The following is a 23,812-nucleotide window of genomic DNA, read 5'->3' on the forward strand; positions in this document are numbered from 1 at the left end:
GGAGGCCGTTCCAATTCTATGCACAACAGTGAATCAGTTTATGTGACCAATATACCATAGGTAGCAATAGTGCGCTTCGCTTTTACAACCTTACTGCCTTGCTGGTAGTTCAACGACGAAGATAACTTTGGAGCGTTAGCTAGGGACCCAAAAGCGTGTGTCGCGTGCAATTTGGCGAGAACCTGTTCTTATCCATTCAACCAATTTCAAATGTGAGCCTTGTGGCATTGATCGGAAAAGGAACAGTGTAGCAATGTTGAATTAGCTCCCCCCGAGGCACATCCCCCGGGAGAAACCGTTTCCTGTTATCAGACCATTTCTGGGACTGATGTTGCCTCTTCTGCGAAGAGCTCTTCTGGCAATGGCAACACTTTGTTGCTGGGAAGTTCCACCTCCCCAAGCCTCAAGGATGATGTCCGACCTTGACCGGGGGTCTCATCCGTTAGGTATCCGAGCTCGATTGCCCTACCGACATTCCGGGAAATTACGGCCCGGTCTCTCCCCAGATGCTGGACTATCTCCGCCTGACTGACGGTGATTGATGTACTTGGCTTTTGGGCCAAATCCTTGACCGCCTCAACCACCTGCCGAACCGGTTCCGAGACCGTGACCTCAAGACCCTCTGAGAGAGCATCGTTCACCAGACCATAGACCACATCGTAGTCATCCCGGGTGGCGATCAATACTCCGTTCCCCGTTCGCTCTCGGCTGCAAGAGTGCAATAGTGCGTGTGCCGTTATCAAATTCAGAACCTGTGGGAAATCCCGCTTGATCCTGTCATGTGACGTGGGTAACGCCTCTGCAATCTTGCCAGCGTAGGGGATTATCACCTCCTTTGGAGCCGACCGGTACACTTCGTACAGATCGTGCCAAGGTTGGAGATTGATCTCCTCCACCGGTGCCTGGGAACCAACTGCCTGGGCCAATAGTGCCGCCCTTATTTGGTCAGGGGACTCTGTGACGCTCACCGAGATCATCCGGCTTTCATCTTCAGCGTGTATCCTGCCCGCAGTGGTGGTCATGATCAGACCAGTTGGACCTTCGACTTCGATTGTTACACCCTTCAGACCTTCATTGGTGCTCTGGGTGGTGGAATACCGGATTTGGCCTTCCGATAGCAGCTGTCTGAGAAATGCGTTCCCATTTCCATCTGCCGATCCCGCAGCCTCGCCGATGATCACGTGCTTATTTCTGAGGTCCAAGTCAGTGTGGTAGATCAGGGATTTTTCGGTCATTCCTTCGAATTGCTCGTAAGCGGTCTCAGGAACAAATTGCCGTCCCATGTTCAGACTATATGACTTTCCAGCCCCAGAAGGCCCCTTGATCAGCAGCGAACTTGGCCTGTCGAACACTCCTGTCAGGAGCACCAAGTAGACCAGTTTTGGTATGTCCGCCGATCCAGCAAACCCCTGCCCCTGAACAACTTCTTCCAGTTGATCCAGAATCCTAGGTCGCTCCGCAAGCTTCTTTAGCTCTAGTGTTACATCTCCTGTATAGTTTTCAAAAATTTTACTCAATCCACGTTCCCTTTTCTATGTATGTTCCATCAAATCTCCAGTTCCAATTAGGTCTCTGCTTCACCAGAACCCTCAAAGGCACCGGATATAGTGAAAGTATGAATCTGGAACACCATGAAATAGAGGCATTAAATTCAGCAGCGCAGGAAAAATAATGGGGTCACTTTGGACCGCGTTTCAGCTGCCTATAGACGGTGCGAATACCGTTTTCGATTGAGGAAGTTTTGGGTGTCTGTTGGCCGGAGTGGTTTTCCGAAGCCCAGGCTTCCAATACTCTCGATTCTGCAGCCAACGTATCGAGCATCTCTTCGTTTTCGTATCTTCGCTCCAACTCTTGCACTATTGCATTCATTATGGAGGGGCGGCCTGGAAACGATGGCCCCGTGGGCAGGTTGGCAAACCAGAATTCCGGCAACTTCCAGATCTGCTTATCGTTGAACCGTTCTATGAAATCCCGGTCAATCAGCGTTTGGACGGAAGGTAGCTCTTCTTCCGGTGGCAGCTCCTTCAGCGGCTCATTGTACGGATAATCCTTCTCCAATTTGTAGAGCGCAAAACGAAGCTCACGAAGGATAGTCGAAGCCGGGATGCTAAGTTGAGGGGACCAGAGGTCAGCGATCTCCTGAACGGTTAGCCACTGGGTCGTTTTAAGCGAAACAGGATCCATGTCTAGCGTCCCCCCCGGTCTAGAAGACCAATGATAATCAACGAAAGGACCGTAAAAAAGAGTGACACCAATCCGCCAGTTAACCAGCTATGCTCGAGGAACGGCGGCCATTGTTCAAAACGTTTGTGAAATGCGATTGAGTACCAAGCGGTGAATCCACTCAACACCGGCCCAAACACGATTCCCAACATGAAAAGGATGGAAAGGAGCCCCCCTTTTATCATAATTGGAAAGGTAGACTGAAGAGTGACATGCGGGTTGAGATCATTTGCCAATACCGTCAAAGCAAAGATACATACCACCATAGTCAGATAAAGAGTTACTGCGACAACCGCAGACCAAATAACCACATCCCAAAATGTTACGAATTTAATAAAAAAGGATCCAGAGATTATAATGTCTCTGAATTCTTCTTTTTCAAAAATATCTTTAAATAATTCAATCATTAAACAATCACCAAAAGCGCTAGAATTGATAAAATTACTTTATAGTATATTGTAAAACTTATCTGATTGAAGTTACCCTCTCTGTTACACTAAGGCTCTAAGATAAAACCCGATTAATCGCCTCTTGCTTGCTGCCTGCGCAGTTCTTTTGCCATGAATGACTGTTTTGCCGCTAATTGCACTAATGCAGCCAAGATAAAGGACCCTATGACCCCGGCGACCCCAGTCAATATACTACCTAAATACCAACCACCAGCAATCGAAACTGCAATGCCAAGCCAAGCCCCATATGCGCTATAAGCCTGGATTTTATGCAATACAGCCGCATCTTCTTTATCCACTTCCATCTCTTCGCCGTGGATTAGTACGGTTTCTCGTTCGGTCATGCGTCCCTTGCTCCTCTAAGTGTCCATCATTCTGCTGCTTCCAACTTCTTCGCCAATCGAGTCGTGTCCGCATGAGCGTAGCGCATCAACATCTTCATGTCCCGATGCCCTGAAATCGAAGCCACCTCAGGAACGGTCAACCCCATCTCAAAGAACCTGCTGATCGCTTCGTGCCTGAGGTCATGGAAGTGAAGATCCTCGATATCTGTCTTTGCCAGCATCCTCTGCCAAGCCATCCGTAAGGCGACGGGAGACAGGGGAAACACGCGTTTAGACATCAGGTTTTCGTCTTCTGCCTCACTCCTCATAGCTTGCAAAAGTGCAAAAGCCCCCGGTGTCAGCGGAGTGGTCCGTGAATAACCGTTCTTTGCCTCGAGGATAGTCACAGAGCGTCGTTTCAAGTCCACTTGATCCCAGCGCAACCCAAGGATTTCACCACGTCTCATACCTGTTTCAATTGCGAATTTGATGACTTTTTCAATCAACGGATTTTGTCGTGTTCTGGCTGCTTCAATGAGCTTTTCCTGCTCCCCCTCCTTGAGCCTTCGTTCCCGCCGATTGTCCCGTGCCTTCAATGTCAGCTTTTCGACCGGGTTATCCCTGATCGGAATGTCCCATTCTGTTTTGGAGATTTCAAAGGCGTGGCTGATGGGAGCCAGTTGTCGTTTCAGACTGATAGGAGCAATGGATTGCAGTCGCTCGTCGCGATAGGCCGCAAAATCAGCAGTTGTCAGCAAATCAAGACGTTTGGAGCAGATGGGGTGCCTCAGGAAGGCTTTGAGCGTAGTGGTCTCAACTGACTGCTTTTTGAGGGGGACTACCTCATCCAGATAGCGGGTAACGATGTCACCCAAAGTGTACTTTTTGAGATCTGCTTTGCTGCTTTCCAACTCGCCTCTGTCCGCTTCAAGCTCCTTCTGCCGAGCCCATTCTTTTGCGTCCTTCAGGTGGGAAAAACTCTTTGTCTGCGTTGGGAAACCCTGTCGCCTGACCTGAACGTGATATTTGCCAGAGCGCTTTCTGATCGAAGCCATGATTGAACCTGCTGTGCCAAGAGTGTGCCAAGCAGCTTTGTCCAATCGGAATTCTATGATGCAGGAAGAGTAAAATAGACAATTAAATCAACTGTCTAGAATGGTCGGGCAGGCCGGATTTGAACCGACGACCCCTTCACCCCCAGTGAAGTGCGCTACCAGGCTGCGCTACTGCCCGAACGGACCCTACCTAGCTTGTTCGCTGATCGAGCGCAAGCGGCTTGTTGCGGGTCGGGGGCGGGTTTTCCCAGTCTTCTGTCAGCTTTGGGTCGAGGCGCGTTGAAGAGTAGGGCGAGAGCGGCCCTTGCCCAGTTTCTCTGCTGCAATCAGCCCCCAGGCAAGGCCGTAAAGCATGTACATGCTGCGCCAGTGATCCGTGTCGATGATCACCGACAAGAGCAGGTGGGAGACAAAAACGGCAAAGACACATTGCGTGAAGGCTGTCCAGGGGCGGGACTTGAACAGGAGCGGCACCATGGCGCAAACCGTCCAGATCGCCAGGATGATGTAGACGATACCGCCGAGCCAGCCGTAAGTGGTGAAGCCCTTCAGGTAGACATTGTGTTCGTCTTCCGGGAAATACTTGTTGAACTCAAGCGGACCAATGCCGAGCGGATGTTCCATCACCAGCTGGAAACCGAGGGCGTATCGGGCAAACCGGCCGAGACGGGCGCCATCATATTCCTGAACGAGGCGTGCGCGCTGCTGGAACATCTCGGCCACGGTGTCGATGGACAGGGCCGCGGCGATCAGGCCGAAAAAGGCGAACAGGCCCATCACTCCGAGAAACACGAGCCGCGCCCGGCGCAGCCCGTTCTGTTCGGTGATCAGCGCGAGCAGATAGACCATCAGCACGGCGGCGGCCAGCACGCCCCAGGCACCGCGCGAAAAGCTCAGGAACACGCCGAGCAGCAGGATTGCGAGCGGCAGAAGCAAAAGCAGATTGCGCAGCACCGACTCGCGCAGGAGCTTCTGGATGATCAGCGCGGTTGGTAACACCAGGAATGGACCGAACACGTTGGGATCCTGGAACGTGCCGCGCGCCCGGTCATAGAGCGTGAAATACTCGGCGCCCGGAAAGAGATTGAAATAGCCGGCAATGCCGATGGACGCGACCAGGACTGCACTGATCGTATAGCCGTTCTGGATGACGCGGCAGCGCTCGGGTTTCTCTGCAATAATGGCGGCATAGAAGATCGCCGTGATCGCCAGAAACCCGGTGACGGCGATATACATCATCGCGTCGCCCATCTTCTCGGCGAGCGGAATGGAGGCAACACCGCCGGCCGCATAGAGCATCATGCAGATGATCAGCGGCCCGAATTCGCGGCGCAGCTTGAGGCCGCAGGCCAGCCAGACAACCGTCAGCAGCACCATGTAGAGTTCGTAGGGCGCCGGTTCCTCAATGACGAAACCGGACAGAAAGGCGGCAACCCAGAGCGCGCCATTGCCCAGGCTTTTGGCCGGAAGACCGACAGGCGAACGCGCGATCGGCGCGCCGCCATATGGGTCGGCCGCGATGCTCAATAGGCATTCTCCGTGTTGAGCAGCCGGAAGGGCGTCAGGAACAGGATCTGCAGATCAAACAGGATCGACCAGTTCTCGATGTAGTAGACATCGCATTCGACGCGTTTCTGGATCTTGTCCGGCGTGTCGACTTCACCGCGCCAGCCATTGATCTGGGCCCAGCCGGTCACGCCCGGCTTGACCTTGTGGCGGGCGAAATAGCCGTCGACCACGTCGTCCCAGGTCTTGTTGTCGGTGTGAGCGTTGACCGCATGCGGCCGAGGTCCAACCAGGGACAGGCTGCCGCCAAGCACGTTGAACAGCTGGGGCAATTCGTCGATCGAGGTCTTGCGGATGAACCGGCCGACACGCGTGACACGCGGATCGCCCTTGGTCACTACCTTTTTCGCGTCGGGATCGGCCATCTCCGTATACATGGACCGGAACTTCAGGATCTCAATGATCTCGTTATTGAAGCCGTAGCGCTTCTGTTTGAACAGGATCGGCCCCTTGCTGTCGATTTTGACGGCAATCGCTGCTGCGATCATGACCGGGAAGAGCGTGATGATTGCAGCTGTTGCGAACACAAGATCGAAGATCCGCTTGGCGACCATGTCCCAGTCGGCAATCGGCTTTTCGACGACGTCGACAAAGGGCACAGTGCCGATGAAGCTGGCACCGCGGTTGCGGAAGCGCACCTTGTCGGTATGCGCCGACAGGCGGATGTCGACCGGCAGCACCCAGAGTTTCTTCAAAAGCTCCAGCACGCGCTGCTCGGCGCGCAGCGGAATGCAGACGATCAGCATGTCGATGCGGGCGAGGCGGGCAAATTCGACAAGGGCGCTGATGTTGCCAAGTTTCGGATATCCGGCGACAACTGGCGGCGACCGGTCATTGGAGCGGTCGTCGAAGATGCCGCAGATCCGGATGTCGTTGTCAGCCTGGGCTTCCAGGTCGTGGATCAGCTCCTGGGCCGCGGTGCCGCCGCCAACAATGATGGCGCGCCGTTCCAATCGGCCCGAATTCATCCAGTGGCGGACCAGCCGGAAGACAACGAGACGCGACAGGCACAGCCCCGTGAGGCTGAGCGCGTACCAGGCGCCAATCCAGGTGTCGGAAAGACCGGCTCCAATACCGGTGGTCGAGCGCAACAGCGCGAACATGGCAAAGACCAGCGTCCAGCCGGCGGCGACCCGGCCAAGCTGAGACAGGCCCTGGCGCATGACCGGGACCTGATAGACATCCGCGGCCTGAAAGAAGGCAAGTGCGAACAGGACGGCGACCGCGGTGGCATAGAGGTTCGGCAGGCCGAACCAGGCCGCTTCGGGCGCGGTCAAGGTGGCGGCGAACGCCATTCCGACGATCAAACAGACGTCTGTCAGACGCAGGATGCCCGTAACAACGGGAACCGAAACACCCTTGCCGCCAAGACCCTGTGCAATTTCGATGGCATCCGTCGACAGGCTGGAATTCGCCGCCGACAGCATTTCAATATTGGTTTGGCCGGCTGCACCGTGAACGGTGTGCCGGAAATGTTTTTCCAACCTGTGCCCCAGGGGAGAACCTTCCGAAAAAGGCTTCGGATCAACCGGGTCCGAGGGTTTGAATGCGGGTGTGTTCATTAACGGTTGCTCGACCTTGCGTAGGCTGTCTGGGCACGCGATACGGTTGACGCGCTGTCAGCGCTCACCGGTGTGGAACTGTCGGCCGGAACGAGGCCCTGGAGTTCCTGATAGAGCGTGGTGACGCGGTCGTTCATGAGGTCGACGGAAAAGGTCTCGGCAAGGCAGCCGCGCAGCTCTTTCGCCTGGTTGGTCATCCTGTCCGGGTCGGCCAGTGCGGTTTCCATCGCGGTGGTCAGTTTGCCGATATGGCCGGGCTCGATCAGCCTGTGAGCAAACTTGCCGAAAATCTCCGGAATGCCGCCGACGCGGGTGGCGACGAGCGGCCGCTCTGCTGCCACTGCTTCCAGAATGATGTAGGGCATCGCCTCCGCACGCGAGGGAATGACGACGTTTCGGGCCAGCTTGAAGGCCTCGCGGGCGGGCAGGGCGCCATGAAAGGTGACCGTCCGCTCGAGGCCGAGCTTGTTGACCATGTTCCTGTAGCGGTCTTCATCCGGTCCTTCACCCACAATGTGTGCTCTGGGCGCTTCGCCGGTCTTGAGACGGATATTGTAGAGCGCCTCGATGAAGAGATCTGGTCCCTTCAGATCGCGCAGCATGCCGATATAGAGAAAGTCTCCAGCGTTGTCGGCGACGTCGACAGGGGCGAATTCCTCCTGCTTCAGGCCATTGTAGACAATCCGGGATTGAGCACGCGGATGTCCGACCTTGCTCTCGTAAGCGGCGGCTTCGTAATCGGAGACAAAAATCAGCCCATCGGTCAGGCGGCCCAGAATACGCTCGAGCGTATGGTAGACGCGGCCTTCAAACCGGTTGGGATCATAGTGGAGACTGCCGCCATGCGGGCAGTAGACGCGTTTGACCTTCTGGCCGCGGAGCTTCAGGAAGCTGCCGATCAGCCGGACATAGGCGCCACCCTTGGCGCCGTGCCCATGCAGAATGTCCGCCTTCAAGTCCCGGATGTGCCTGTATAGCGCCAGCGTTGCGGACAGATCCTGAATGGTCAGCTGACGCTGCATCGGGAAGCGCGCGAGGCCGAGCGCAAGTTTCGGCTTGAGCTCTTCCAGCTGCTGGTTGTCAAAAGCGCTGCCCGTGCTGCTGTCGCAGATCAATCCGACATCATGTCCCGCTTCTGCCTGGCAAGTTGCCAGGTCGCGGATATGACGGAAAATTCCGCCAATCGGCGAGCGAACACAATGAACGATCCGCATGGGGGTCGTCGTCATGGTGCAGTATCCCTGTTACCACCCCCAGGCTTCTTGATGAACCTGTGGGGCCCTGTAACTGCACCCTAACAAAGGGAGGTGAGTCCACGGTTAACTTCGCGGAGCCCTAAAAATAGCGCTCGCGGACGTAAATCGTGTCTCCGGGGCGGACAGGGTCCGAAATGGGCACACGTCCGTTTAGAATTTCGCCATTGATCTGACGGGTGATATCCACATCCGCCTGCTGGGCCCGCGCGCTGAAACCGCCGGCGGTGGCAATGGCGTTCTGGACGGTCATGCCGGCCACATAGTTGTACTGGCCTGCATTTTGCACTTCGCCCATGACAAAGATCGGGCGATAGGTGTCGACTTCGACGGAGACGTCCGGATCGCGGATGTAGCCCTGGCGCAGCTTGGTGGCAATTTCTGCTGCCAGACCCTGCTGGGTTTTGCCGCGCGCGGCAACGCTCCCCACCAGTGGGAATGAAATATAGCCAGCCTGATCAACAACATAGGTGTTGGACAGGTCGTCCTGACCAAACACGATGATGCGCAGCCTGTCGCTTGAATCCAAGCGATAGGGCTGTGTCAGCGTTTCATGAAATGCTGTCGGCGGTTGTCTGTACCCGCTGCAAGCAACAAGGCCCAGGCACAGCGCCAGAACAACAAGCGCTCTCATTCGCATCAACGACTCTCCTACAATCCGGAGACAGCATCGCGTGTTATGGTTAATTGAGGGTGAAGAGCTCTGAGGTGTCGAAGAGGACCTGTCAAAATTGCGTATGCATTAATTAACAAGTCGCCGGACGGGTCTGAATCCAGCTTAACTGATCGCTTACCATAATTCGACTAAGTTTGCCGGGAGATTGGAGTTTCAAGAGCATGAACGCTGAGCGGCAGACACATTCTGAGGACGATATGGCGCTGGACCTGGCCGGTCTTCTGCGCACCATCGCGCGCTCTCTCGGCTGGCTGTTGCCGCTGACACTGTTTGTCGCCGTGGCGGTCTTCATGGGCCTGCAACTCGTGGCTCCCAAATACAAGGGCGAAGCGCGGCTGATCATCGAGAGCACTGACAATCTGCCGGGAGCGTCACGCGGGCAGGAAGAGGAGAGGGCCCTTCTCGACAGCGAAGGTGTCGCCAGCCAGGTGCAGCTTCTGATGTCTGCGGACCTCGCCCGCCGTGTTGCCAACAAGCTCAACCTGGCCGCAATACCGGAATTTGACGCCCGGGGCGGCGGCAATCCGCTCGATGCGCTGTTCTCGCTCATTGGTCTTCGCGGCCAGACAGCGGGCAACAGCGAAGAAGAGCGGGTGCTCAAGCACTTTTACGAAAACCTGGACATATACCGTCTGGAAGGGTCCCGCGTGATCGCGGTGGATTACACCGCTGAAAGCCCGGCTCTCGCGGCCAGGGTCGCAAACACGATCGTGGACGAATATCTCGCCGTGCAATCGAGCGCGAAACGGGAAACGACCGAACTGGCCTCTGCCGCGCTGCAGCCGCAGATCGCGGAATTGCGCAAGGAGGTTCAGGCCGCGCGCAAGGCCGTGTCGGATTTCCGTGCCCGGGCCGATCTCCTGATCGGGGCCGACAATATTCCGCTCAATCAGCAGCAGCTTGCCGAAACCAGTTCGGCTTACTCCGAGGCGCAGGCGGCCAAGGCCGAATCGCAGGCCAAGGCGGACCTGATCCGTGAATTGCTGAACTCCGGCGGATCCCTCGAGACGGCCAGTGACGTGTTGAATTCCACCCTGATCCAGCGCCTGCGAGAGCGCCAGGTCGAGATCCAGTCCAACATCGCCGAGCTGTCGATCACCCTGCTGCCGAGCCATCCGCAGCTGAAGGCGCTCCAGTCGCAACTGGGAGACTATGATCGCCAGATCCGCGCAGAGGCACGCAAAATCCTGCAGGGGCTGGAGAACGACGCCAAGGTCGCCGACCAGCGGGCGCGCGCTCTTGGTGCTCAGCTGGACGAGCTCAAGACAGCGGCAGCCAAATCCAATGCCGATCAGGCGAGGCTGACCGAACTGGAACGCGAAGCCAACGCCAAGGCGGCCCAGCTCGATCAGCTGCTGCTCAGTTTCCAGGAAGCCGATTCGAGATTGCGGGCGCAGGTGCTGCCCGCCGATGCCCGGATCATCTCCCGGGCCAGTGTGCCGGTTGAACCGGATTCGCCGAAGATCATTGCAAGCACCATCATTGCAGCGCTCGTGACGCTGATCCTCGGCATGGCCTTTGTTCTGATGCGCGAGTTTCTGAACGGCAACGCGCTCTATAGAATGAACGAGGCTCCGGCGGCACGGCCTGAGCCGGTGGTCCCGGAGGGCGCTGCGCCGGACACGCGGCGGGCCGAGCGGGAACCGGAGGACGGGTTTGGCTGGCAGCGCGGCTACGGGCAGACCGTTGCAAGTTACCGCATGGAACCAGGTGGCTGGTCTGGGGCGCCGAAATCCTCCTCCGACAATGAGCCTGTTGAACCGATCAGGTCTAGACCTGCGCAGCGCGAAGCCGATGACGAAGAATTCGAGCAGGAGGCGAATACAGGCCGGCGGTCAACGCGCAGGCCTCCAAGAACGTCCCGTTACGATCATGACGTGTCTCCCGACTGGGTTGGCGACCTGAGAAGCGCGCACGCTGGGGATGACGCGCCGGCTGAAGATGTCCGGCGTCCGGCGCCGCAGCCTTCCGAAACCCAATTGCAGGCAACGCATGCGGCCGACATCGATGCCAGCGGCCGCGTCGTGGTTCTGAGCGTTGACGACGACGCGCTGTCGCACGATCTGGCATTTGACCTTGTCCGCAGGGCCGCGATCGGTGGCCGGTCGGCGCTGATCATGGAAGTCTTTCCAGAGCAGGCCAACGCAAAGGCGGCTGAAGGCTTTTCCGATATCGTTTCCGGAAATGTGCCGTTCGCGAAAGCTGTTTATCGTGATGCGGCGTCGAAGGCTCATATCATCGAGGCCGGGCGTGTCGCGGTTACCGACGACATGGTCGACACCGACCGTTTCAAGCTGGCGCTCGAGGCAATCAAGTCAACCTACGAAACGGTGGTCGTTGATCTCGGTGCCATTGACGGGTCCCTGGCCAGCGCACGGATGTTGAGCTTTGCGGATCGGGTTCTGATCGCAGCGAGCGCGCCTGATCACGGTCACGAATTGCAAAGCGCGGCAAACCTTCTGGCGCATAACACGGGCGCCAAGGTCGAGGTTGTCATTCCCGGCGATGACGGCCCGGGCCCGCGGCGCAACGACGATGGCCACGCCGCCTGAATGTCAATTGGATTTCTGATCGTCGGTCTTTGAAAAACCGGCTTTCCATTTGCGCAGGCGCTTCACAGCGGGCCAGAGGATGTCGGAATTCCGGATCATTGTCTTGGCTTTCAGGGCCGTTGCGACGATCTTCTGTTTCAAGGCCCCCTTTGCGGTGACGGCCAGCAAACTGTCTGCCAGGGGGACAGGTTCTGCCCAGCTGGTCTTGTAGCGCTCTTCACCCAGTCCTAGGTCAAGGACCTGAAGCTGGTCATCGGCACAGGCGCGGGCAATGATCTCCTTGATCAGAACCAGGCCCGGGCTGTTGGGCAACATGTCATCATGGGCGATGCTGTTGCTGTACGCATAGATCGTGTCGTCTTGTTCCGCGCAAAGATAGGTGGCACGAATGGCACCGCCCGTCTCCAGATACCAGAGATCCAGGGAGGCCGGCATAGCGTCGTCAAGTCCGAGTTGCCGTGCCAGGAACGAACGGGCAGCTGGCGTTGCAAATGCGTTCGGGACGCCGCTTTCTCGCGCGCGCAGCTCCCGTTGTTCCAGGAAGATCGCGAGACAGCGTTCGATTTCCTGACGCTCCGCAGCTTTTTCGATCCGAAAGTCTCCTGCAGCCTGCAGGTGCCGTTCCTTGCGCAGCAGGTTCTTGCGCGACGACTTGCTGTGGGTGTCGCGAAACAGGGCATCGAAATCATCCCCGAGGCGGCGTGTGAAGATCGGGCTGGGGCTGGGCGCCGCTCCGTCGAACACCAGGGGATGCGTCCGCCCGTGCCAGGTCATTGGCACGTTTTCCAGCTTCAACAAGTCAGCGCCGACCTTGGCGCAGACCTTTCGCAGCAGCGAGTGCATCCCTGACGCGTCGACGCTGTCGTAAAACGCCCTGTCCCAGATTCCGGTGTTCTGGTTGCCATGCTGGTGCCCCAGAAAAGTGAGGGTCTTGATACCGGCGGTGTGCTCCAGCCCGAGGGGAAGGATCAACTGGGTCTGGTCCTGACGTCGCCCGGCGACAAGGATCGGTTCGACCTTCAACTGCCGGCCGAGCGTTTCGGTCCAGGCCCGGAGCCAGTCAAGGGACTGGTAAGGATTTCCCAATCCTGCATCTTTTAGTTGTTGCCAGTCGGCGTCAGCTTCGCTAAGCCTCGTGAAAATCGCCAATTCAATATCGGACGCGGCACGTGTCATGAATGGCTCTCCTAGCGGCGTTGACAGGGCGTGAAACGTCTTCTTGGAGATGGGTAAACCATTTTTTGCGAACAACAAGGACAGGCTTTAAGACGTGCTGGCAGAACGGATTAAGTCTCGATAGATTTAGCAATAATTATTAAAGAAACCGTGCCTTACTGGCACCTTCTTTCAAGGTGGGCATTACAGCCAAATGGGAATGCGGCAAAAGGCAGTCACACGTGCGTTCAGCGTTCTGAAAGGAACAGGGCTGGGGCGTCTGCTGGCACCTATCACGCAAGGTTGTGGCGCCGTGTTCATGATGCATCACGTTCGGCCCGAACGCAGCGATGCCTTTCAGCCCAACCGTCATCTCGAGATTTCCCCTGAGTTTCTGCGCGCCGCAGTCGAGCGGATCCGCGCGAATGGCTACGAAATCATCTCGATGGACGAGGCCGTTGACCTGCTCAAGTCAGGCTATGGCCATCGGCGCTACGCGGTCCTGACCTTTGATGATGGCTACAGGGACAACCTGGACGTGGCCTATCCTGTTCTGAAGGAACTGGAGGCGCCGTTCACGATTTTTGTGACCACGGGTCTTGTCGACCGCACAAGCGAATTGTGGTGGGTGGCGCTGGAACGGATCATTGCGGCCAACGAAGAAGTCGTCTTCACGCAGGCGGGCGCAGCTGGCGGGCTGTCCTGCCGATCTGCTGCGGAAAAGAATTCCTGCTTTGAAAGAATCATGGACTACCTGACGCTGGAAGTCGGTGAGCGGGAGCAGCGCATGATCATCCGCGCGCTCGCAGACAGGTACAACCTCGACCTGAAGGCACTTGCCGACGAACTGGTGATGACCTGGGACGAACTTCGGTCCCTGGCCGACGACGACCTTGTGACCATCGGCGCTCATACGCACGACCATTTTGCAATGGCGCGCATGGAGACGCAGGAGGCGAGGGCAGACGTTCAAAAGGGTGTGGTACGGCTGGAGCAGGAACTCGGGCGCCGACCGAAACATTTCGCCTATCCCTATGGCAAGGTCTATGCGGTCGGTCAGCGGGATGCGGACATCGCCAGGGATATCGGGTTTTCGTCGTCGGTCACGACGCTTCCGGGGGTGCTGCAATCGGTAAACGCGCGCGATCCGATGATGCTGCCGCGCGTCTCGCTCAACGGGCGTTTCCAGGACCCGTCCGTGGTCGATCAATACCTGACCGGCGCGCCATTCGCGCTCTATCGCATGGCCCGGTGGGCCGCGACAGGCTTCGGCGTCAAGTCCGGTTTCTCCCGTCTTTTTGCATCCACCAGATAATGGCGCCAGCCGGGATCACCCAGGCAAGACCTGCAACGGCGAAATAGATCAGCTGCACCACGAACGAGGCTTGCTGGAGTTTCAAATCGCCGATCACCATCGCCGTGAACGCATAGACAATTACAAACACTACCAGCACGACCATGCCGACAAATCTGCGAAACGATGGGACCATGTCAGGGCCTGTCCGTTGAATTTGAGAAAAATGGCGCGGAATGAGGGACCTTTTGCCGCAAAGTGTCCCGGACCGCTTGCCGTCCTGCATATGCACCTATATCTCCGCTCGCAAAAGGTCAAATCCATCGACAGCAATCCGGGACCGGTTCATGACTGCAAATGCCGACAGCGCACTTTCCGGGCAGGGCTTTGTCTCTCCTGCCAGACAGCAAAAGATCCGGCGTGACCGGGCTCTGATCCGCTGGTGGCTCTATTTTGTCTGTGCCCTGATTCTGGCGATGGTCGTCGTTGGCGGCGCCACGCGACTGACCGAGTCCGGCCTCTCGATCACGGAATGGAAGCCGATTCACGGCGTGATCCCGCCGCTGACGGAAGCCGAATGGGAAGAAGAACTCGAAAAGTATCGCCAGATTCCCGAATACCAGCTCATCAACAAGGGCATGAGCCTTGAGGAGTTCAAGTTCATCTTCTGGTGGGAATGGGGACATCGCCTGCTCGGACGTTTCATCGGCGTGGCGTTTTTTGTGCCAATGGTGGCCTTCTGGGCAATGGGGCGGATCGAGCCCTGGCTGAAGCCAAGACTGGTGGCCGGTCTTGCTCTTGGCGGTCTGCAGGGGTTTGTCGGCTGGTGGATGGTGGCCTCCGGCCTTGTCGATCGCGTGGATGTCAGCCAGTACAGGCTGGCCACCCATCTGACCCTGGCCTTGATCATCTTTGCCTATCTCTACTGGATCGCCCGCAGGCTCGCACCGCTCGCGGAGCCGGATCCGTTTGAACGGGACCGGCTCGACATGATCGGCAAGCTGGTTCTGGCGCTTGTGTTTGTGCAGATCTTCCTTGGCGGTCTGGTCGCCGGCCTCAATGCGGGTCTTACGTTCAACACCTGGCCGCTGATGGATGGGCAGATCATCCCCAAGGGCCTGCTCGCCATGCAGCCGGCCTGGCTGAACTTCTTTGAAAACGTGATGACGGTGCAGTTCCAGCACCGCGTGACTGCCTATCTCCTGATCGTTGCCGGCCTTGTCCTGACGGTCGGGACGTTGCGGCTCAGCCAGCGCAAGGAACTGCGGCGTGCGGGGGCGCATATCGGTGCGTTCATCCTGCTGCAGGCCGTCTTCGGCATTCTGACCCTGATCTGGCATGTGCCTTTATCGATCGCGCTGATCCATCAGGGGTTCGCGGTGGTCGTCCTGGCAGCCTGCGTGGAATATCTGGCCGTGCTTCGCGGGAGTTACCCGATCAGAAGCTGACACGCTTAGCCAACGGTACAAGGCGCGGGGGAGAGCTCGTTTCGAGCGGATCTTGACCCTGTGCCGGGTCTGTTGCTAGGAATTGCCCAAAGAGGAGTGCTCCGACGATGAACAAGTAAAACCCCATTGAACATGGCCTTCGGCCACATTGGTTTTACTTGCGGAGCACATCATGCAACCCATCATTTATGACGTGGCTGTCTCTATTGACGGCTTTATTGCTGGTCCTGGCGGCGACATTTCAGGTTTCGCCCATGAGGGACCTGTCGTGGACGACTATTTTGCGCGCTTGGCTCAGTACGCCGTTGCCATCATGGGACGCCACACCTACGAGTTCGGGTACCGGTTTGGTCTGAAACCGGGCGAAAATCCTTACAAACACATGCAGACCATCGTCTTTTCAAGGTCACTGGTGTTACCGGAATCGGCCGAGGTTTCCGTCGCGCCGGCCCTGGACATTGCGCAACTGGAAAAGCTGAAACGGACCTCAGCCGGACCTGTCTACCTCTGTGGTGGCGGCGTGGTCGCAGGGGCGCTGCTGGCGGCAGGGCTGATCGACATCATTCGTCTGAAACGTGCTCCCGTCCTGCTGGGGGCCGGCACCCGGTTGTTTGACGGGGCTGTGCAGTGTCCAGCGTTTGCCGAACTGGAAACGCGGACCTATGACAACGGCTACCTGTTTCAGGAATTTGCAGTGAAACGCTAGCAGATTGCGAAGGATGGCTTGAGGCTCGCGTTCAGACGCGAGCCTCTGGTCTTTGATTTCTTTAGCCGGACAGGGCCTGTTCCAGGTCGGCAATGATGTCGTCGACATCTTCAAGACCGACAGAGATCCGAACAACATCCGGGCCTGCACCTGCCGCCGTTTTCTGTTCGTCTGTCAGCTGGCGGTGCGTCGTGGAAGCCGGGTGGATGATCAGGCTGCGCGTGTCGCCGATATTGGCGAGATGCGAGAACAGTTCCACCTTGCTGACCAGCGAGACGCCGGCGTCATAACCGCCTTCCACACCGAAGGTGAAAACGGCCCCGGCGCCCTTGGGCATGTATTTCTGCTGCAGGCTGTGATGCGGGTCGTCGGGCAGGGCGGCGTAGGACACCCACTTCACCTTGTCATGACCACCCAGATGCAGCGCCACCTTCTTGGCATTGTCAGAATGACGCTGCATGCGCAGCGGCAGGGTTTCGATGCCGGTCAGGATCATGAAGGCGTTGAAGGGCGAGATGGCGGGGCCAAGATCGCGCAGGCCGAGCACGCGGCAGGCAATCGCAAAGGCGAAATTGCCGAAGGTCTCGTGCAGGACAACGCCCTGATACTCCGGGCGCGGTTCGGACAGCAGCGGATAGTTGCCGCTGGCGGACCAGTCGAAGCTGCCGCCGTCGACAATGATGCCGCCCATGGAATTGCCGTGACCGCCCATGAACTTCGTCAGCGAATGCAGAACGACGTCGGCACCGTGTTCGATCGGGCGGCAGAGGTAGGGCGTTGCCATGGTGTTGTCGACCACCAGCGGAATGCCCTTGGCCTTGGCGAGTGTCGCAATGGCCTCGATGTCGACAATGATACCGCCCGGGTTGGCGAGGCTCTCGATGAAGATGGCGCGGGTCTTGTCGTCAATTGCCGCTTCGAAGCTGTTGAGATCGGCGGGATCGGCCCATTTCACACCCCAGCCGAAACTCTTGAATGAGTGGTTGAGCTGATTGATGGAGCCGCCGTAGAGCTTGTTGGCTGCGACGATATTGTCACCGGGCTGCATGAGCGTATGGAAACACAGCAGCTGCGCGGAGTGGCCGGAGGCCGTGGCAAGTGCGGCAGTGCCGCCTTCCAGCGCCGCGACGCGCTCTTCCAGGACGGCGGTCGTCGGGTTGGTGATGCGGGTATAGATGTTCCCGAAGGCCTGCAGGCCGAACAGGGAGGCGGCGTGATCGACATCGTCAAAGACGAAGGATGTTGTCTGATAGATCGGCGTCGCACGGGCCCCGGTGGACGGATCCGGCGCCGCTCCGGCATGGATGGCAAGAGTTGAAAACCCTGGAATATTTTCGCTCATGAACAGACCTCCCTGTTGGATTGGCGGCCAGTTTGACCGAACGGACAAGGCAGGTCAAAGAACGTTTTTCTGTATTGATGGGCTTCGTTGAAAATACGTAGGTTTCGCCGTCGTGCGACTTGGACCCCTTACCGGTCGGACATGTCTCTGCGACACTCGATTTTCAGCAGAAAATAGACGCCAAATAGCAAAACCACTGCAATGAGCGGCAAGCTCCAGGCCAACAGGGCGGTGTCGCCAAGCGCGGTCAACATGACGGCCTCCAACCGTTCGAGAAAGATGACGTTAGGAAAGGTTAAGGAGTGCCTGTTGAAAATACGGAAAGGGAATCGACCGGATTTGGCGCGAATTCGCCAAGAGTTTGCCTAAAAGATCCCTAAACTTTTCAGCGTCCTTTTCCGGGGTTCATTCTCTTGGTAGATACCGGGGCAACGGAAGCTTTCTTTCCTGGCGTTGCCCTGTCCCTGGCCCAGTTTTCCTCCTGTTCGGCAAAAGGAAAATCTGGATCGGACCTGTAAAAGAGAGCGAACATCGTCAGCGATACCAGCGCCGCCATGGCCAGCAGCACCCATTCAAACGAGGTAAAGAGCGTCGGATCGGATGTCATCTTCCAGGGCCAGACAAGGGCCGGCGCCGGGGCGCCGGCCAATGAAACACGCCTGAAAGGTTGAAGCAGGAGCGTTGCGCGAGGCTGGTCTTGCTTCAGTGTTCAGCCAGATTTGTCCCGGGAAAGGCCGCGATGCTGAAAGCCCGACTTGAGCGCCGGTCGCTTGGAGGAGAGCGTCCTGGAGTTGACGCCGGCCCAACCGATTTCTCCGGACAGGCGGCCATATTCGATCTTCGGGCAGCGGTCCATGACCATCCTGATTCCAGCCGCTTCAGCCCGTTTGGCGGCTTCGTCATGGCGTACGGTCAGCTGCATCCAGATCACTTTGGGCAGACGTCCGCTGGCGATCACATCGTCCACGATTTGCCCGGCGGCTTCGGAATTGCGAAAGATGTCGATCATGTCAGGCGTGGCAGGCAGGTCGTCCAGCGAGGCATAGACGGTCTGGCCCAGAATTTCCTTGCCGGCCTGGCCCGGATTGATCGGCCAGACCTCGTAGCCCTTGGAGAGCAGGTATTTCAGAACGAAATAGGACGGCCGCACGTTGTTGGCGCTGGCGCCGATCATGGCCACCGTTTTGACCTCGTCCAGAATGGCGCTGACATAGGCGTCGGAATAGGCGTCGTGATTCATGAAAGATCCCTTGCAGACTCGGGCGCTATCCAAGGCGAAATCGCTGGCAACCGCAAGGCTTTCGTCCGGGGCAACAGGTCACATGTCAAAGAGCGCATGTGCGGTCAGGCAGCGCCGGACCAGGCACGCTAAGACGGGAAGGTCAGGAAGTCCCGGAGGACAGGAAACTTATGACGGCCATCGGCGCAAGGTTTGAAAGAGTGATCAGGGAGATCGACCGGACGCTCGACCATCCGCTTGACATGGACCTGCTGGCGGACAAGGCCGCCTATTCGAGGTTTCACTTCCAGCGGCAGTTTTCCGCGCTTCTGGGCATTGGTGTCGCCGACTATCAGCGACTGATGCGACTCAACAGGGCAGGGCACCAACTTGCCTTTCGCCCGGAGCAGTCTGTCACCGACATTGCCTATGAAGCCGCTTATCAGAACCTGGAGAGCTTTTCCCGTGCGTTCAAACGCGCCTTTGGCCAGAGCCCAACAGCGTTCCGTAAGAGGCCCGACTGGACCACCTGGCATCTGACTTATGACCCTCTCTTGGATCTGAAAGGACAGTTCATGCCCGGAAAAACTCTCGACCCGGAAACAATACGTATCAGCCTGTTTCCCGAGACACTGGTCGCAGCCCTGGAACATCGTGGACCGCAGACCGGCCTGACGGCTTCGGCCCAGCAATTCATCGCCTGGCGGCGGGCTTACGGACTGCCGCCGTCCAGACACGCCACGTTCAATATTCTCTATGACGACCCGAAAGCGACGCCGCCGGAAGATTTTCGGTTTGATTTCTGCTGTTCGGTCTCAGCACCAGTGCCCGACAACGGTTATGGCATGGTCACAAAAACCATCCCCGGCGGGCGTTGCGCGGTGATCCGCCATTCCGGCTCTCTCGACTTCGCGGAAGCTGCAATCCGCTCGCTTTATCGTGACTGGCTCCCGGAAAGCGGAGAGGAATTGCGTGACTTTCCGCTCTTTGTCCAGCGTTTGAGTTTCTATCCGGACGTGCCCGAACATGAAGCCGAGACGGATATTTTTCTGCCGTTGAAGTGAGGCAGACACCGGGTTTGTCTGCCCCTCATGCAAAGTCGGATCAGCTGCACTGGAACCAGAGTTGACCGATCACCGTTGCTGTCATCCCCGCGAAAGCGGGGTACCAGGATACTTCATCTTGTCGGTTCGACGAAATATCGACTTCCCGGACGTCCTGGGGCCTGGGGCTTGGCTAAGCTTCATCCGGGAGGACAAACAGAGCCATGCAATACACGCCTAGCCCTTTGCTGACAGACGCTCAGCCTGCTCTTTCCTGAGCTCCTTGCGGATAACCAGCTTCAGGCCCGACCAGACCGTGTCGACGGCACAGACCTTGACGTCGACCAGGCCCATCGGCAGGCAGATCTCCCGCACGACGTCCTCGGTCACCGTGGTCGGTACCTTGCTGGCCTTCTTGGGCCAGGACACCCAGATCATTCCATCAGGTGCCAGGAGGCCTCGCAGTTTTCGAAGTAGGTCTGTCAGTTCGCTGCGCTCCGTAACGAACAGATGCGCACACTCGAGACCGGGGAGGGGGCCGGCAACAGGTTTGGTTTCCGGCGCCTGGTCACCCAGAAGGTTTGCGATCGCTTCGGGCATGTTGTGCCGCCAGCAGGTCATACCAGGCTTCAAGCCCAGTTTGGCCGACAGGGGGCGACCGGAATAGCCAGCCTGGGACATCAAGCCCTCCGGAGTTGCTTTCAGAAACGAAACCTTACGGCAGGTGCCTTGACCTCAGCTGTCCGTCCATTCCGGTTTGCGCTTTTGCAGGAAGGCGGAAATGCCTTCTTCCGCGTCGCGGGCCATCATGTTTTCCACCATGGTTGCGGCGGCAAAGTCATAGGCGTCCGTCAGCGGCATTTCCAGCTGGCGGTAGAAGGCTTCCTTGCCGATCTTGAGCGTCTTGGCGGATTTCGAGGCGATCGCTTCGGCATATTTCTGCACGACCTGTTCCAGGTAGTCGCCCGGAACGATGCGGTTGATCAGGCCGAAGTCCTTGGCGGTCGAAGCGTCGATGCTTTCGCCGGTGAGCAGCATCTCCATCGCCTGTTTCGGGGCAACGTTTCTGGAAAGGGCCACCATCGGCGTGGAGCAGAACAGGCCGATATTGACGCCCGGTGTGCAGAAGGTCGCGGTGTCTGTCGCAATCGCCAGGTCGCAGGAGGCGACCAGCTGGCAGCCGGCAGCGGTGGCAACGCCCGTCACCACGGCGATCACCGGCTTGGGCAGCCGCACGATCTGCTGCATCAGGTCGGAACACTGCCGCATGATGCGCTCGTAGGTGGCCTTGCCACCGTCGGCTTCGGCGCGGGCTGCAGTCAGTTCCTTGAGGTCGTGACCGGCGCAGAAGACCTTGCCTTCGGCACCCAGAAGGATCACCCGGACAGCCGGATCGTCCGCTGCCTTTTGCAGCTCTCCGGACAGCGCCGACATCATGGCAGTCGACAGGGAATTCATCCGTTCCGGACGCTGCATGACGATCCGGTAGACACCTTCATGCAGCATGGTCGCCAGCATCGGTTTTTCGATTTCGTCATTGGCGGCGGTGTCGGACATGGAATGCTCCCTGAAGTCTTTGTCTTGGCGATCCTTATAGCGGAAGGCAGGCGCGGGGTGAACGGCAAACAGTTGCGTTGCGGTGGCTTCGATCACAGTTCGTTTACGGACGTGCCGGATCGTGCCGCTGGCGGTTCAGCGGAATTGAGGTATCCTAAGGTCATGTGGAGGCCACACCGGTTCCGATTTCTCGTCGGCGCAGCGCTTCTCCTGCTGGCGCCTCTTCTGCCTGCCTCTGCACAGGAGAGGGTAGATGTTGCCCTGGTGCTGGCGGTCGACGTTTCCAGATCGATGTCACCGGAAGAACTCCAGATTCAGCGCCAGGGATATGCTGCCGCGATTGCCAGTCCCGAGGTCGTGCGGGCCATCAACCTGGGCGAACATCGCCGGATTGCGCTGATGATGTTCGAATGGGCCAATGAAAGCCACGCCCGCGAGATCGTGCCCTGGTCGGTGATCGAGACGCAGGCGGACGCACAGGCATTTGCCGACAAGGTGCTGGAGGACACCACCTATGGTCAACGGCGGACATCGATTTCCGGCGCGATCCGGTATGCCTCCAAACTACTGGATGAAGCCCCCTATGTAGCAACGCGCCGGGTGATCGACATTTCCGGAGACGGCCCCAACAACCAGGGATCCCCCGTCACTCTGGCGCGCGATGCGGCGGTTGACCGTGGCTACGTCATCAATGGACTGCCGCTGATGACCAAGGGCGGCATCGGTTTTCAGTTCAATATCCCGGATCTCGACGTGTATTACCGGCGCTGCGTCATCGGTGGCCCGACCAGTTTCGTGATCCCGGTGATCGAATGGGCACAATTTCCCGACGCCGTGCGCCGCAAGCTGATCCTGGAGATCGGGGGACGCATGCCTTACCAGCCGCCCAGGGTCATGAAAGCGCAGATCACGTTCGAGGAGCCTTATGACTGCCTTGTCGGCGAAAAGATCTGGCGGCGGCTACGAGAGCAGTATTTCTGGGATCCCTGATCCGTCGTTCCTGCGACCGAATACGTTTTTCGCCCAATTGGATTGTCTGGCGCTCTCGTCCAGACTGGCTCCATGTCGGGAGAGCAAGACACTGGAAAGGGAAAGCTCAGGCGGGCACTGACCTTGCCCTGGCTTGTCTTCTACGGAGTCGGTGTCACGATTGGTGCCGGCATCTTTGCGCTGATCGGACAGGTTCTGGCACGCGCAGGTGACAACGCCCCGCTGGCGTTCCTGCTGGCGGGCCTCATTGCCGGGGTCACCGGCGTTTCCTATGCGGTCCTGATCAGACGCTACCCCAAGGCAGGCGGCGAGGCGGTGTTCGTCAATCGTGGTCTAGGTCCGGTCTTTGCGCGGGTTGCAGGATACGGCGTTGTGATGACCGGTATCATTTCAAGCGCGGTGATCGCCCTGGCATTTGCCGGCTATCTGGGGGCGCTGTTTCCTGTTCCCGAAACGCTGCTCGTTATGGCCGTGATCGTTTTATTGTCTGCGGTCGCCTGGTTCGGCGTGCGCGAAAGCGTGTTGTTTGCCGCGGCCATTACGCTTCTGGAACTCGGGGCGCTGATCGTTGTGATTGCATTCGGTGCGCCCTTGCTCGGAGATGCCAGGGCCGTTGCCATGACCTTCGTTCCCGAACAGGAGACGGTGGTCTATATGGGGATCTTGTCCAGCGGCATTCTGGCGTTTTTTGCCTTTATCGGCTTTGAGGACATCGTGAACATGTGCGAAGAGACGGTTGCCGCCGAAAGGACGGTTCCACGCGCTGTTTACTGGACCCTTGGCATCACGCTTGTGGTCTATGTCCTGCTTGCAGTCATTGCCGCGCTTGCGGCAGACAGGGAAGCCATCGTGACGTCGGGTGCACCGATGGCCCGACTGTTCGAGGCCGTTTCAGGTCACTCCGGAAAACCGCTTGCCGCAACTGCCGCCATTGCGATGGTCAATGGCATTCTGGTGCAGATCGTGATGGCCAGTCGCGTTCTCTACGGCATGGCGAATGAGGGGATCGCCCCCATCTGGTTTGCAGGTGTCGATCCGGTGAGGCAGACCCCGGCAAGAGCGACGGTTTTTGTCGGTTCGGTGATCCTTGGCCTGGCACTGCTGTTTCCGCTGGTCCGACTGGCCGAAGCGACCAGTCTTATTACACTCAGCGTGTTTGCGCTGGTCAACACCGCCCTTTTTGCCCTTGCCAGGCGGAGCCCGGAAAGAAAACTGTCGCGAATGCGTTGGTGGGGGCTGTTCGGTGCGCTGCTGTGCCTGACGCTTGTCGGATTTCAGCTGCTAACGGGCCTGGCAGGATCGCATTGACAGGACGGCGAAGAAGGCGGCACCAGGCCAGGGCAGCGGTCAGAGAGCGAAGCGACCTGACCGCCTTCTTCCTGGAGAATTTGCCTGGTGA

General features: G+C 58.0%; 24 protein-coding genes and 1 tRNA gene. 7 read left to right on the forward strand and 18 right to left on the reverse strand.

The genetic code is table 11. From position 1 onward, the window contains the following. Positions 1-308: 308 nt before the first annotated feature. The 10 genes from CHH27_RS02445 to CHH27_RS02490 all read right to left on the reverse strand — a co-directional run bounded on the left by CHH27_RS02445 (position 309) and on the right by CHH27_RS02490 (position 9,071). Complete coding sequence (locus CHH27_RS02445; protein ID WP_094070168.1) at positions 309-1,517, reverse strand: helix-turn-helix domain-containing protein; 1,209 nt, start codon at positions 1,515-1,517, stop codon at positions 309-311. Positions 1,518-1,677: 160 nt separating this feature from the next. Then, the gene (locus tag CHH27_RS02450; protein WP_094070169.1) at positions 1,678-2,184 is read right to left on the reverse strand and encodes a hypothetical protein; all 507 of its coding nucleotides are present in this window, start codon (positions 2,182-2,184) and stop codon (positions 1,678-1,680) included. A gap of 2 nt (positions 2,185-2,186) precedes the next feature. Beyond that, on the reverse strand, positions 2,187-2,630 hold the full coding sequence (locus CHH27_RS02455) for a hypothetical protein (RefSeq protein WP_094070170.1): 444 nt from the start codon (positions 2,628-2,630) through the stop codon (positions 2,187-2,189). Between the two features lie 113 nt (positions 2,631-2,743). Continuing rightward, on the reverse strand, positions 2,744-3,016 hold the full coding sequence (locus CHH27_RS02460; protein ID WP_094070171.1) for a hypothetical protein: 273 nt from the start codon (positions 3,014-3,016) through the stop codon (positions 2,744-2,746). A gap of 26 nt (positions 3,017-3,042) precedes the next feature. Next, positions 3,043-4,050 (reverse strand): site-specific integrase, encoded by a 1,008-nt coding sequence (locus tag CHH27_RS02465; RefSeq protein WP_094070172.1) that lies wholly within the window; start codon positions 4,048-4,050, stop codon positions 3,043-3,045. Between the two features lie 101 nt (positions 4,051-4,151). Continuing rightward, a tRNA-Pro gene (locus tag CHH27_RS02470) sits at positions 4,152-4,228 on the reverse strand. A gap of 80 nt (positions 4,229-4,308) precedes the next feature. Further along, positions 4,309-5,577, reverse strand: a complete 1,269-nt coding sequence (locus CHH27_RS02475; protein ID WP_094070173.1) for an O-antigen ligase — start codon at positions 5,575-5,577, stop codon at positions 4,309-4,311. Further along, positions 5,574-7,178 carry an undecaprenyl-phosphate glucose phosphotransferase gene (locus CHH27_RS02480; protein WP_094070174.1) on the reverse strand — a complete coding sequence of 535 codons (1,605 nt, stop codon included), beginning with the start codon at positions 7,176-7,178 and terminating at the stop codon, positions 5,574-5,576. The genes CHH27_RS02475 and CHH27_RS02480 overlap by 4 nt, the downstream gene beginning before the upstream one ends. After that, complete coding sequence (locus CHH27_RS02485; RefSeq protein ID WP_247646180.1) at positions 7,178-8,407, reverse strand: glycosyltransferase family 4 protein; 1,230 nt, start codon at positions 8,405-8,407, stop codon at positions 7,178-7,180. The genes CHH27_RS02480 and CHH27_RS02485 overlap by 1 nt, the downstream gene beginning before the upstream one ends. Before the next feature lie 106 nt (positions 8,408-8,513). Beyond that, complete coding sequence (locus CHH27_RS02490) at positions 8,514-9,071, reverse strand: polysaccharide biosynthesis/export family protein (protein WP_094070176.1); 558 nt, start codon at positions 9,069-9,071, stop codon at positions 8,514-8,516. Positions 9,072-9,268: 197 nt separating this feature from the next. Between CHH27_RS02490 and CHH27_RS02495 the strand changes: the two genes are divergently transcribed. Next, positions 9,269-11,659 (forward strand): exopolysaccharide transport family protein, encoded by a 2,391-nt coding sequence (locus CHH27_RS02495; protein WP_094070177.1) that lies wholly within the window; start codon positions 9,269-9,271, stop codon positions 11,657-11,659. Between the two features lie 3 nt (positions 11,660-11,662). Here CHH27_RS02495 and CHH27_RS02500 read toward each other — a convergent pair whose 3' ends face one another. Next, positions 11,663-12,835 carry a GNAT family N-acetyltransferase gene (locus CHH27_RS02500; RefSeq protein ID WP_094070178.1) on the reverse strand — a complete coding sequence of 391 codons (1,173 nt, stop codon included), beginning with the start codon at positions 12,833-12,835 and terminating at the stop codon, positions 11,663-11,665. 298 nt (positions 12,836-13,133) lie between these two features. On the opposite strand from CHH27_RS02500, the gene CHH27_RS02505 reads away from it, so the two are divergent. Continuing rightward, entirely contained in the window at positions 13,134-14,129 is a 996-nt protein-coding gene (locus CHH27_RS02505; protein ID WP_208988447.1) for a polysaccharide deacetylase family protein, read from the forward strand. On the opposite strand, the gene CHH27_RS28610 is transcribed toward CHH27_RS02505, so the two are convergent. Further along, on the reverse strand, positions 14,089-14,394 hold the full coding sequence (locus CHH27_RS28610; protein WP_371681870.1) for a DUF2842 domain-containing protein: 306 nt from the start codon (positions 14,392-14,394) through the stop codon (positions 14,089-14,091). The two genes, CHH27_RS02505 and CHH27_RS28610, sit on opposite strands and share 41 nt — an antisense overlap. Before the next feature lie 61 nt (positions 14,395-14,455). On the opposite strand from CHH27_RS28610, the gene CHH27_RS02515 reads away from it, so the two are divergent. Both CHH27_RS02515 and CHH27_RS02520 read left to right on the forward strand, forming a co-directional pair. After that, positions 14,456-15,556 (forward strand): COX15/CtaA family protein, encoded by a 1,101-nt coding sequence (locus tag CHH27_RS02515; RefSeq protein WP_094074470.1) that lies wholly within the window; start codon positions 14,456-14,458, stop codon positions 15,554-15,556. Positions 15,557-15,728: 172 nt separating this feature from the next. Continuing rightward, positions 15,729-16,262, forward strand: a complete 534-nt coding sequence (locus CHH27_RS02520; RefSeq protein WP_094070181.1) for a dihydrofolate reductase family protein — start codon at positions 15,729-15,731, stop codon at positions 16,260-16,262. A 61-nt stretch (positions 16,263-16,323) separates the two neighbouring features. On the opposite strand, the gene CHH27_RS02525 is transcribed toward CHH27_RS02520, so the two are convergent. From CHH27_RS02525 to CHH27_RS02535, 4 genes are all read right to left on the reverse strand, one after another. Further along, positions 16,324-17,604 (reverse strand): O-acetylhomoserine aminocarboxypropyltransferase, encoded by a 1,281-nt coding sequence (locus CHH27_RS02525; RefSeq protein ID WP_094070182.1) that lies wholly within the window; start codon positions 17,602-17,604, stop codon positions 16,324-16,326. Positions 17,605-17,732: 128 nt separating this feature from the next. Further along, a complete protein-coding gene (locus tag CHH27_RS28460) occupies positions 17,733-17,858 on the reverse strand; it encodes a hypothetical protein (protein ID WP_256386420.1) in 126 nt (41 codons plus the stop codon). Between the two features lie 131 nt (positions 17,859-17,989). Next, positions 17,990-18,211 carry a hypothetical protein gene (locus CHH27_RS02530; RefSeq protein WP_157738650.1) on the reverse strand — a complete coding sequence of 74 codons (222 nt, stop codon included), beginning with the start codon at positions 18,209-18,211 and terminating at the stop codon, positions 17,990-17,992. Between the two features lie 102 nt (positions 18,212-18,313). Next, positions 18,314-18,844, reverse strand: a complete 531-nt coding sequence (locus tag CHH27_RS02535) for a CoA-binding protein (protein WP_094070184.1) — start codon at positions 18,842-18,844, stop codon at positions 18,314-18,316. Between the two features lie 170 nt (positions 18,845-19,014). Between CHH27_RS02535 and CHH27_RS02540 the strand changes: the two genes are divergently transcribed. Then, a complete protein-coding gene (locus CHH27_RS02540) occupies positions 19,015-19,887 on the forward strand; it encodes a GyrI-like domain-containing protein (RefSeq protein ID WP_094070185.1) in 873 nt (290 codons plus the stop codon). Positions 19,888-20,103: 216 nt separating this feature from the next. Here CHH27_RS02540 and CHH27_RS02545 read toward each other — a convergent pair whose 3' ends face one another. Further along, entirely contained in the window at positions 20,104-20,547 is a 444-nt protein-coding gene (locus CHH27_RS02545; RefSeq protein WP_094070186.1) for a DUF3052 family protein, read from the reverse strand. A 54-nt stretch (positions 20,548-20,601) separates the two neighbouring features. Further along, positions 20,602-21,423, reverse strand: coding sequence for an enoyl-CoA hydratase (locus CHH27_RS02550; protein ID WP_094074471.1), 822 nt, complete (start codon positions 21,421-21,423; stop codon positions 20,602-20,604). Positions 21,424-21,585: 162 nt separating this feature from the next. Here CHH27_RS02550 and CHH27_RS02555 point away from each other — a divergent pair, with 162 nt between their 5' ends. Then, on the forward strand, positions 21,586-22,413 hold the full coding sequence (locus CHH27_RS02555) for a DUF1194 domain-containing protein (protein ID WP_094070187.1): 828 nt from the start codon (positions 21,586-21,588) through the stop codon (positions 22,411-22,413). Positions 22,414-22,485: 72 nt separating this feature from the next. Next, positions 22,486-23,721, forward strand: coding sequence for an APC family permease (locus CHH27_RS02560; protein WP_094070188.1), 1,236 nt, complete (start codon positions 22,486-22,488; stop codon positions 23,719-23,721). Positions 23,722-23,812: the final 91 nt, after the last annotated feature.

This window comes from Labrenzia sp. VG12 (assembly GCF_002237595.1).
In the GTDB taxonomy this organism is placed as follows: Bacteria; Pseudomonadota; Alphaproteobacteria; order Rhizobiales; family Stappiaceae; genus Roseibium.

Coding starts and splice junctions, on each gene's coding strand:
- CHH27_RS02520 (WP_094070181.1), top strand. CDS start 15,729: ATGCAACCCATCATTTATGACGTGGCTGTCTCTATTGACGGCTTTATT.
- CHH27_RS02460 (WP_094070171.1), bottom strand. CDS start 3,016: ATGACCGAACGAGAAACCGTACTAATCCACGGCGAAGAGATGGAAGTG.
- CHH27_RS02515 (WP_094074470.1), top strand. CDS start 14,456: ATGACTGCAAATGCCGACAGCGCACTTTCCGGGCAGGGCTTTGTCTCT.
- CHH27_RS02485 (WP_247646180.1), bottom strand. CDS start 8,407: ATGACGACGACCCCCATGCGGATCGTTCATTGTGTTCGCTCGCCGATT.
- CHH27_RS02490 (WP_094070176.1), bottom strand. CDS start 9,071: ATGCGAATGAGAGCGCTTGTTGTTCTGGCGCTGTGCCTGGGCCTTGTT.
- CHH27_RS02545 (WP_094070186.1), bottom strand. CDS start 20,547: ATGTCCCAGGCTGGCTATTCCGGTCGCCCCCTGTCGGCCAAACTGGGC.
- CHH27_RS02500 (WP_094070178.1), bottom strand. CDS start 12,835: ATGACACGTGCCGCGTCCGATATTGAATTGGCGATTTTCACGAGGCTT.
- CHH27_RS02550 (WP_094074471.1), bottom strand. CDS start 21,423: ATGTCCGACACCGCCGCCAATGACGAAATCGAAAAACCGATGCTGGCG.
- CHH27_RS02535 (WP_094070184.1), bottom strand. CDS start 18,844: ATGAATCACGACGCCTATTCCGACGCCTATGTCAGCGCCATTCTGGAC.
- CHH27_RS02525 (WP_094070182.1), bottom strand. CDS start 17,604: ATGAGCGAAAATATTCCAGGGTTTTCAACTCTTGCCATCCATGCCGGA.
- CHH27_RS02495 (WP_094070177.1), top strand. CDS start 9,269: ATGAACGCTGAGCGGCAGACACATTCTGAGGACGATATGGCGCTGGAC.
- CHH27_RS02450 (WP_094070169.1), bottom strand. CDS start 2,184: ATGGATCCTGTTTCGCTTAAAACGACCCAGTGGCTAACCGTTCAGGAG.
- CHH27_RS02480 (WP_094070174.1), bottom strand. CDS start 7,178: ATGAACACACCCGCATTCAAACCCTCGGACCCGGTTGATCCGAAGCCT.
- CHH27_RS02530 (WP_157738650.1), bottom strand. CDS start 18,211: ATGACATCCGATCCGACGCTCTTTACCTCGTTTGAATGGGTGCTGCTG.
- CHH27_RS28460 (WP_256386420.1), bottom strand. CDS start 17,858: ATGTTGACCGCGCTTGGCGACACCGCCCTGTTGGCCTGGAGCTTGCCG.
- CHH27_RS02560 (WP_094070188.1), top strand. CDS start 22,486: ATGTCGGGAGAGCAAGACACTGGAAAGGGAAAGCTCAGGCGGGCACTG.
- CHH27_RS02465 (WP_094070172.1), bottom strand. CDS start 4,050: ATGGCTTCGATCAGAAAGCGCTCTGGCAAATATCACGTTCAGGTCAGG.
- CHH27_RS28610 (WP_371681870.1), bottom strand. CDS start 14,394: ATGCAGGACGGCAAGCGGTCCGGGACACTTTGCGGCAAAAGGTCCCTC.
- CHH27_RS02455 (WP_094070170.1), bottom strand. CDS start 2,630: ATGATTGAATTATTTAAAGATATTTTTGAAAAAGAAGAATTCAGAGAC.
- CHH27_RS02555 (WP_094070187.1), top strand. CDS start 21,586: ATGTGGAGGCCACACCGGTTCCGATTTCTCGTCGGCGCAGCGCTTCTC.
- CHH27_RS02540 (WP_094070185.1), top strand. CDS start 19,015: ATGACGGCCATCGGCGCAAGGTTTGAAAGAGTGATCAGGGAGATCGAC.
- CHH27_RS02505 (WP_208988447.1), top strand. CDS start 13,134: ATGATGCATCACGTTCGGCCCGAACGCAGCGATGCCTTTCAGCCCAAC.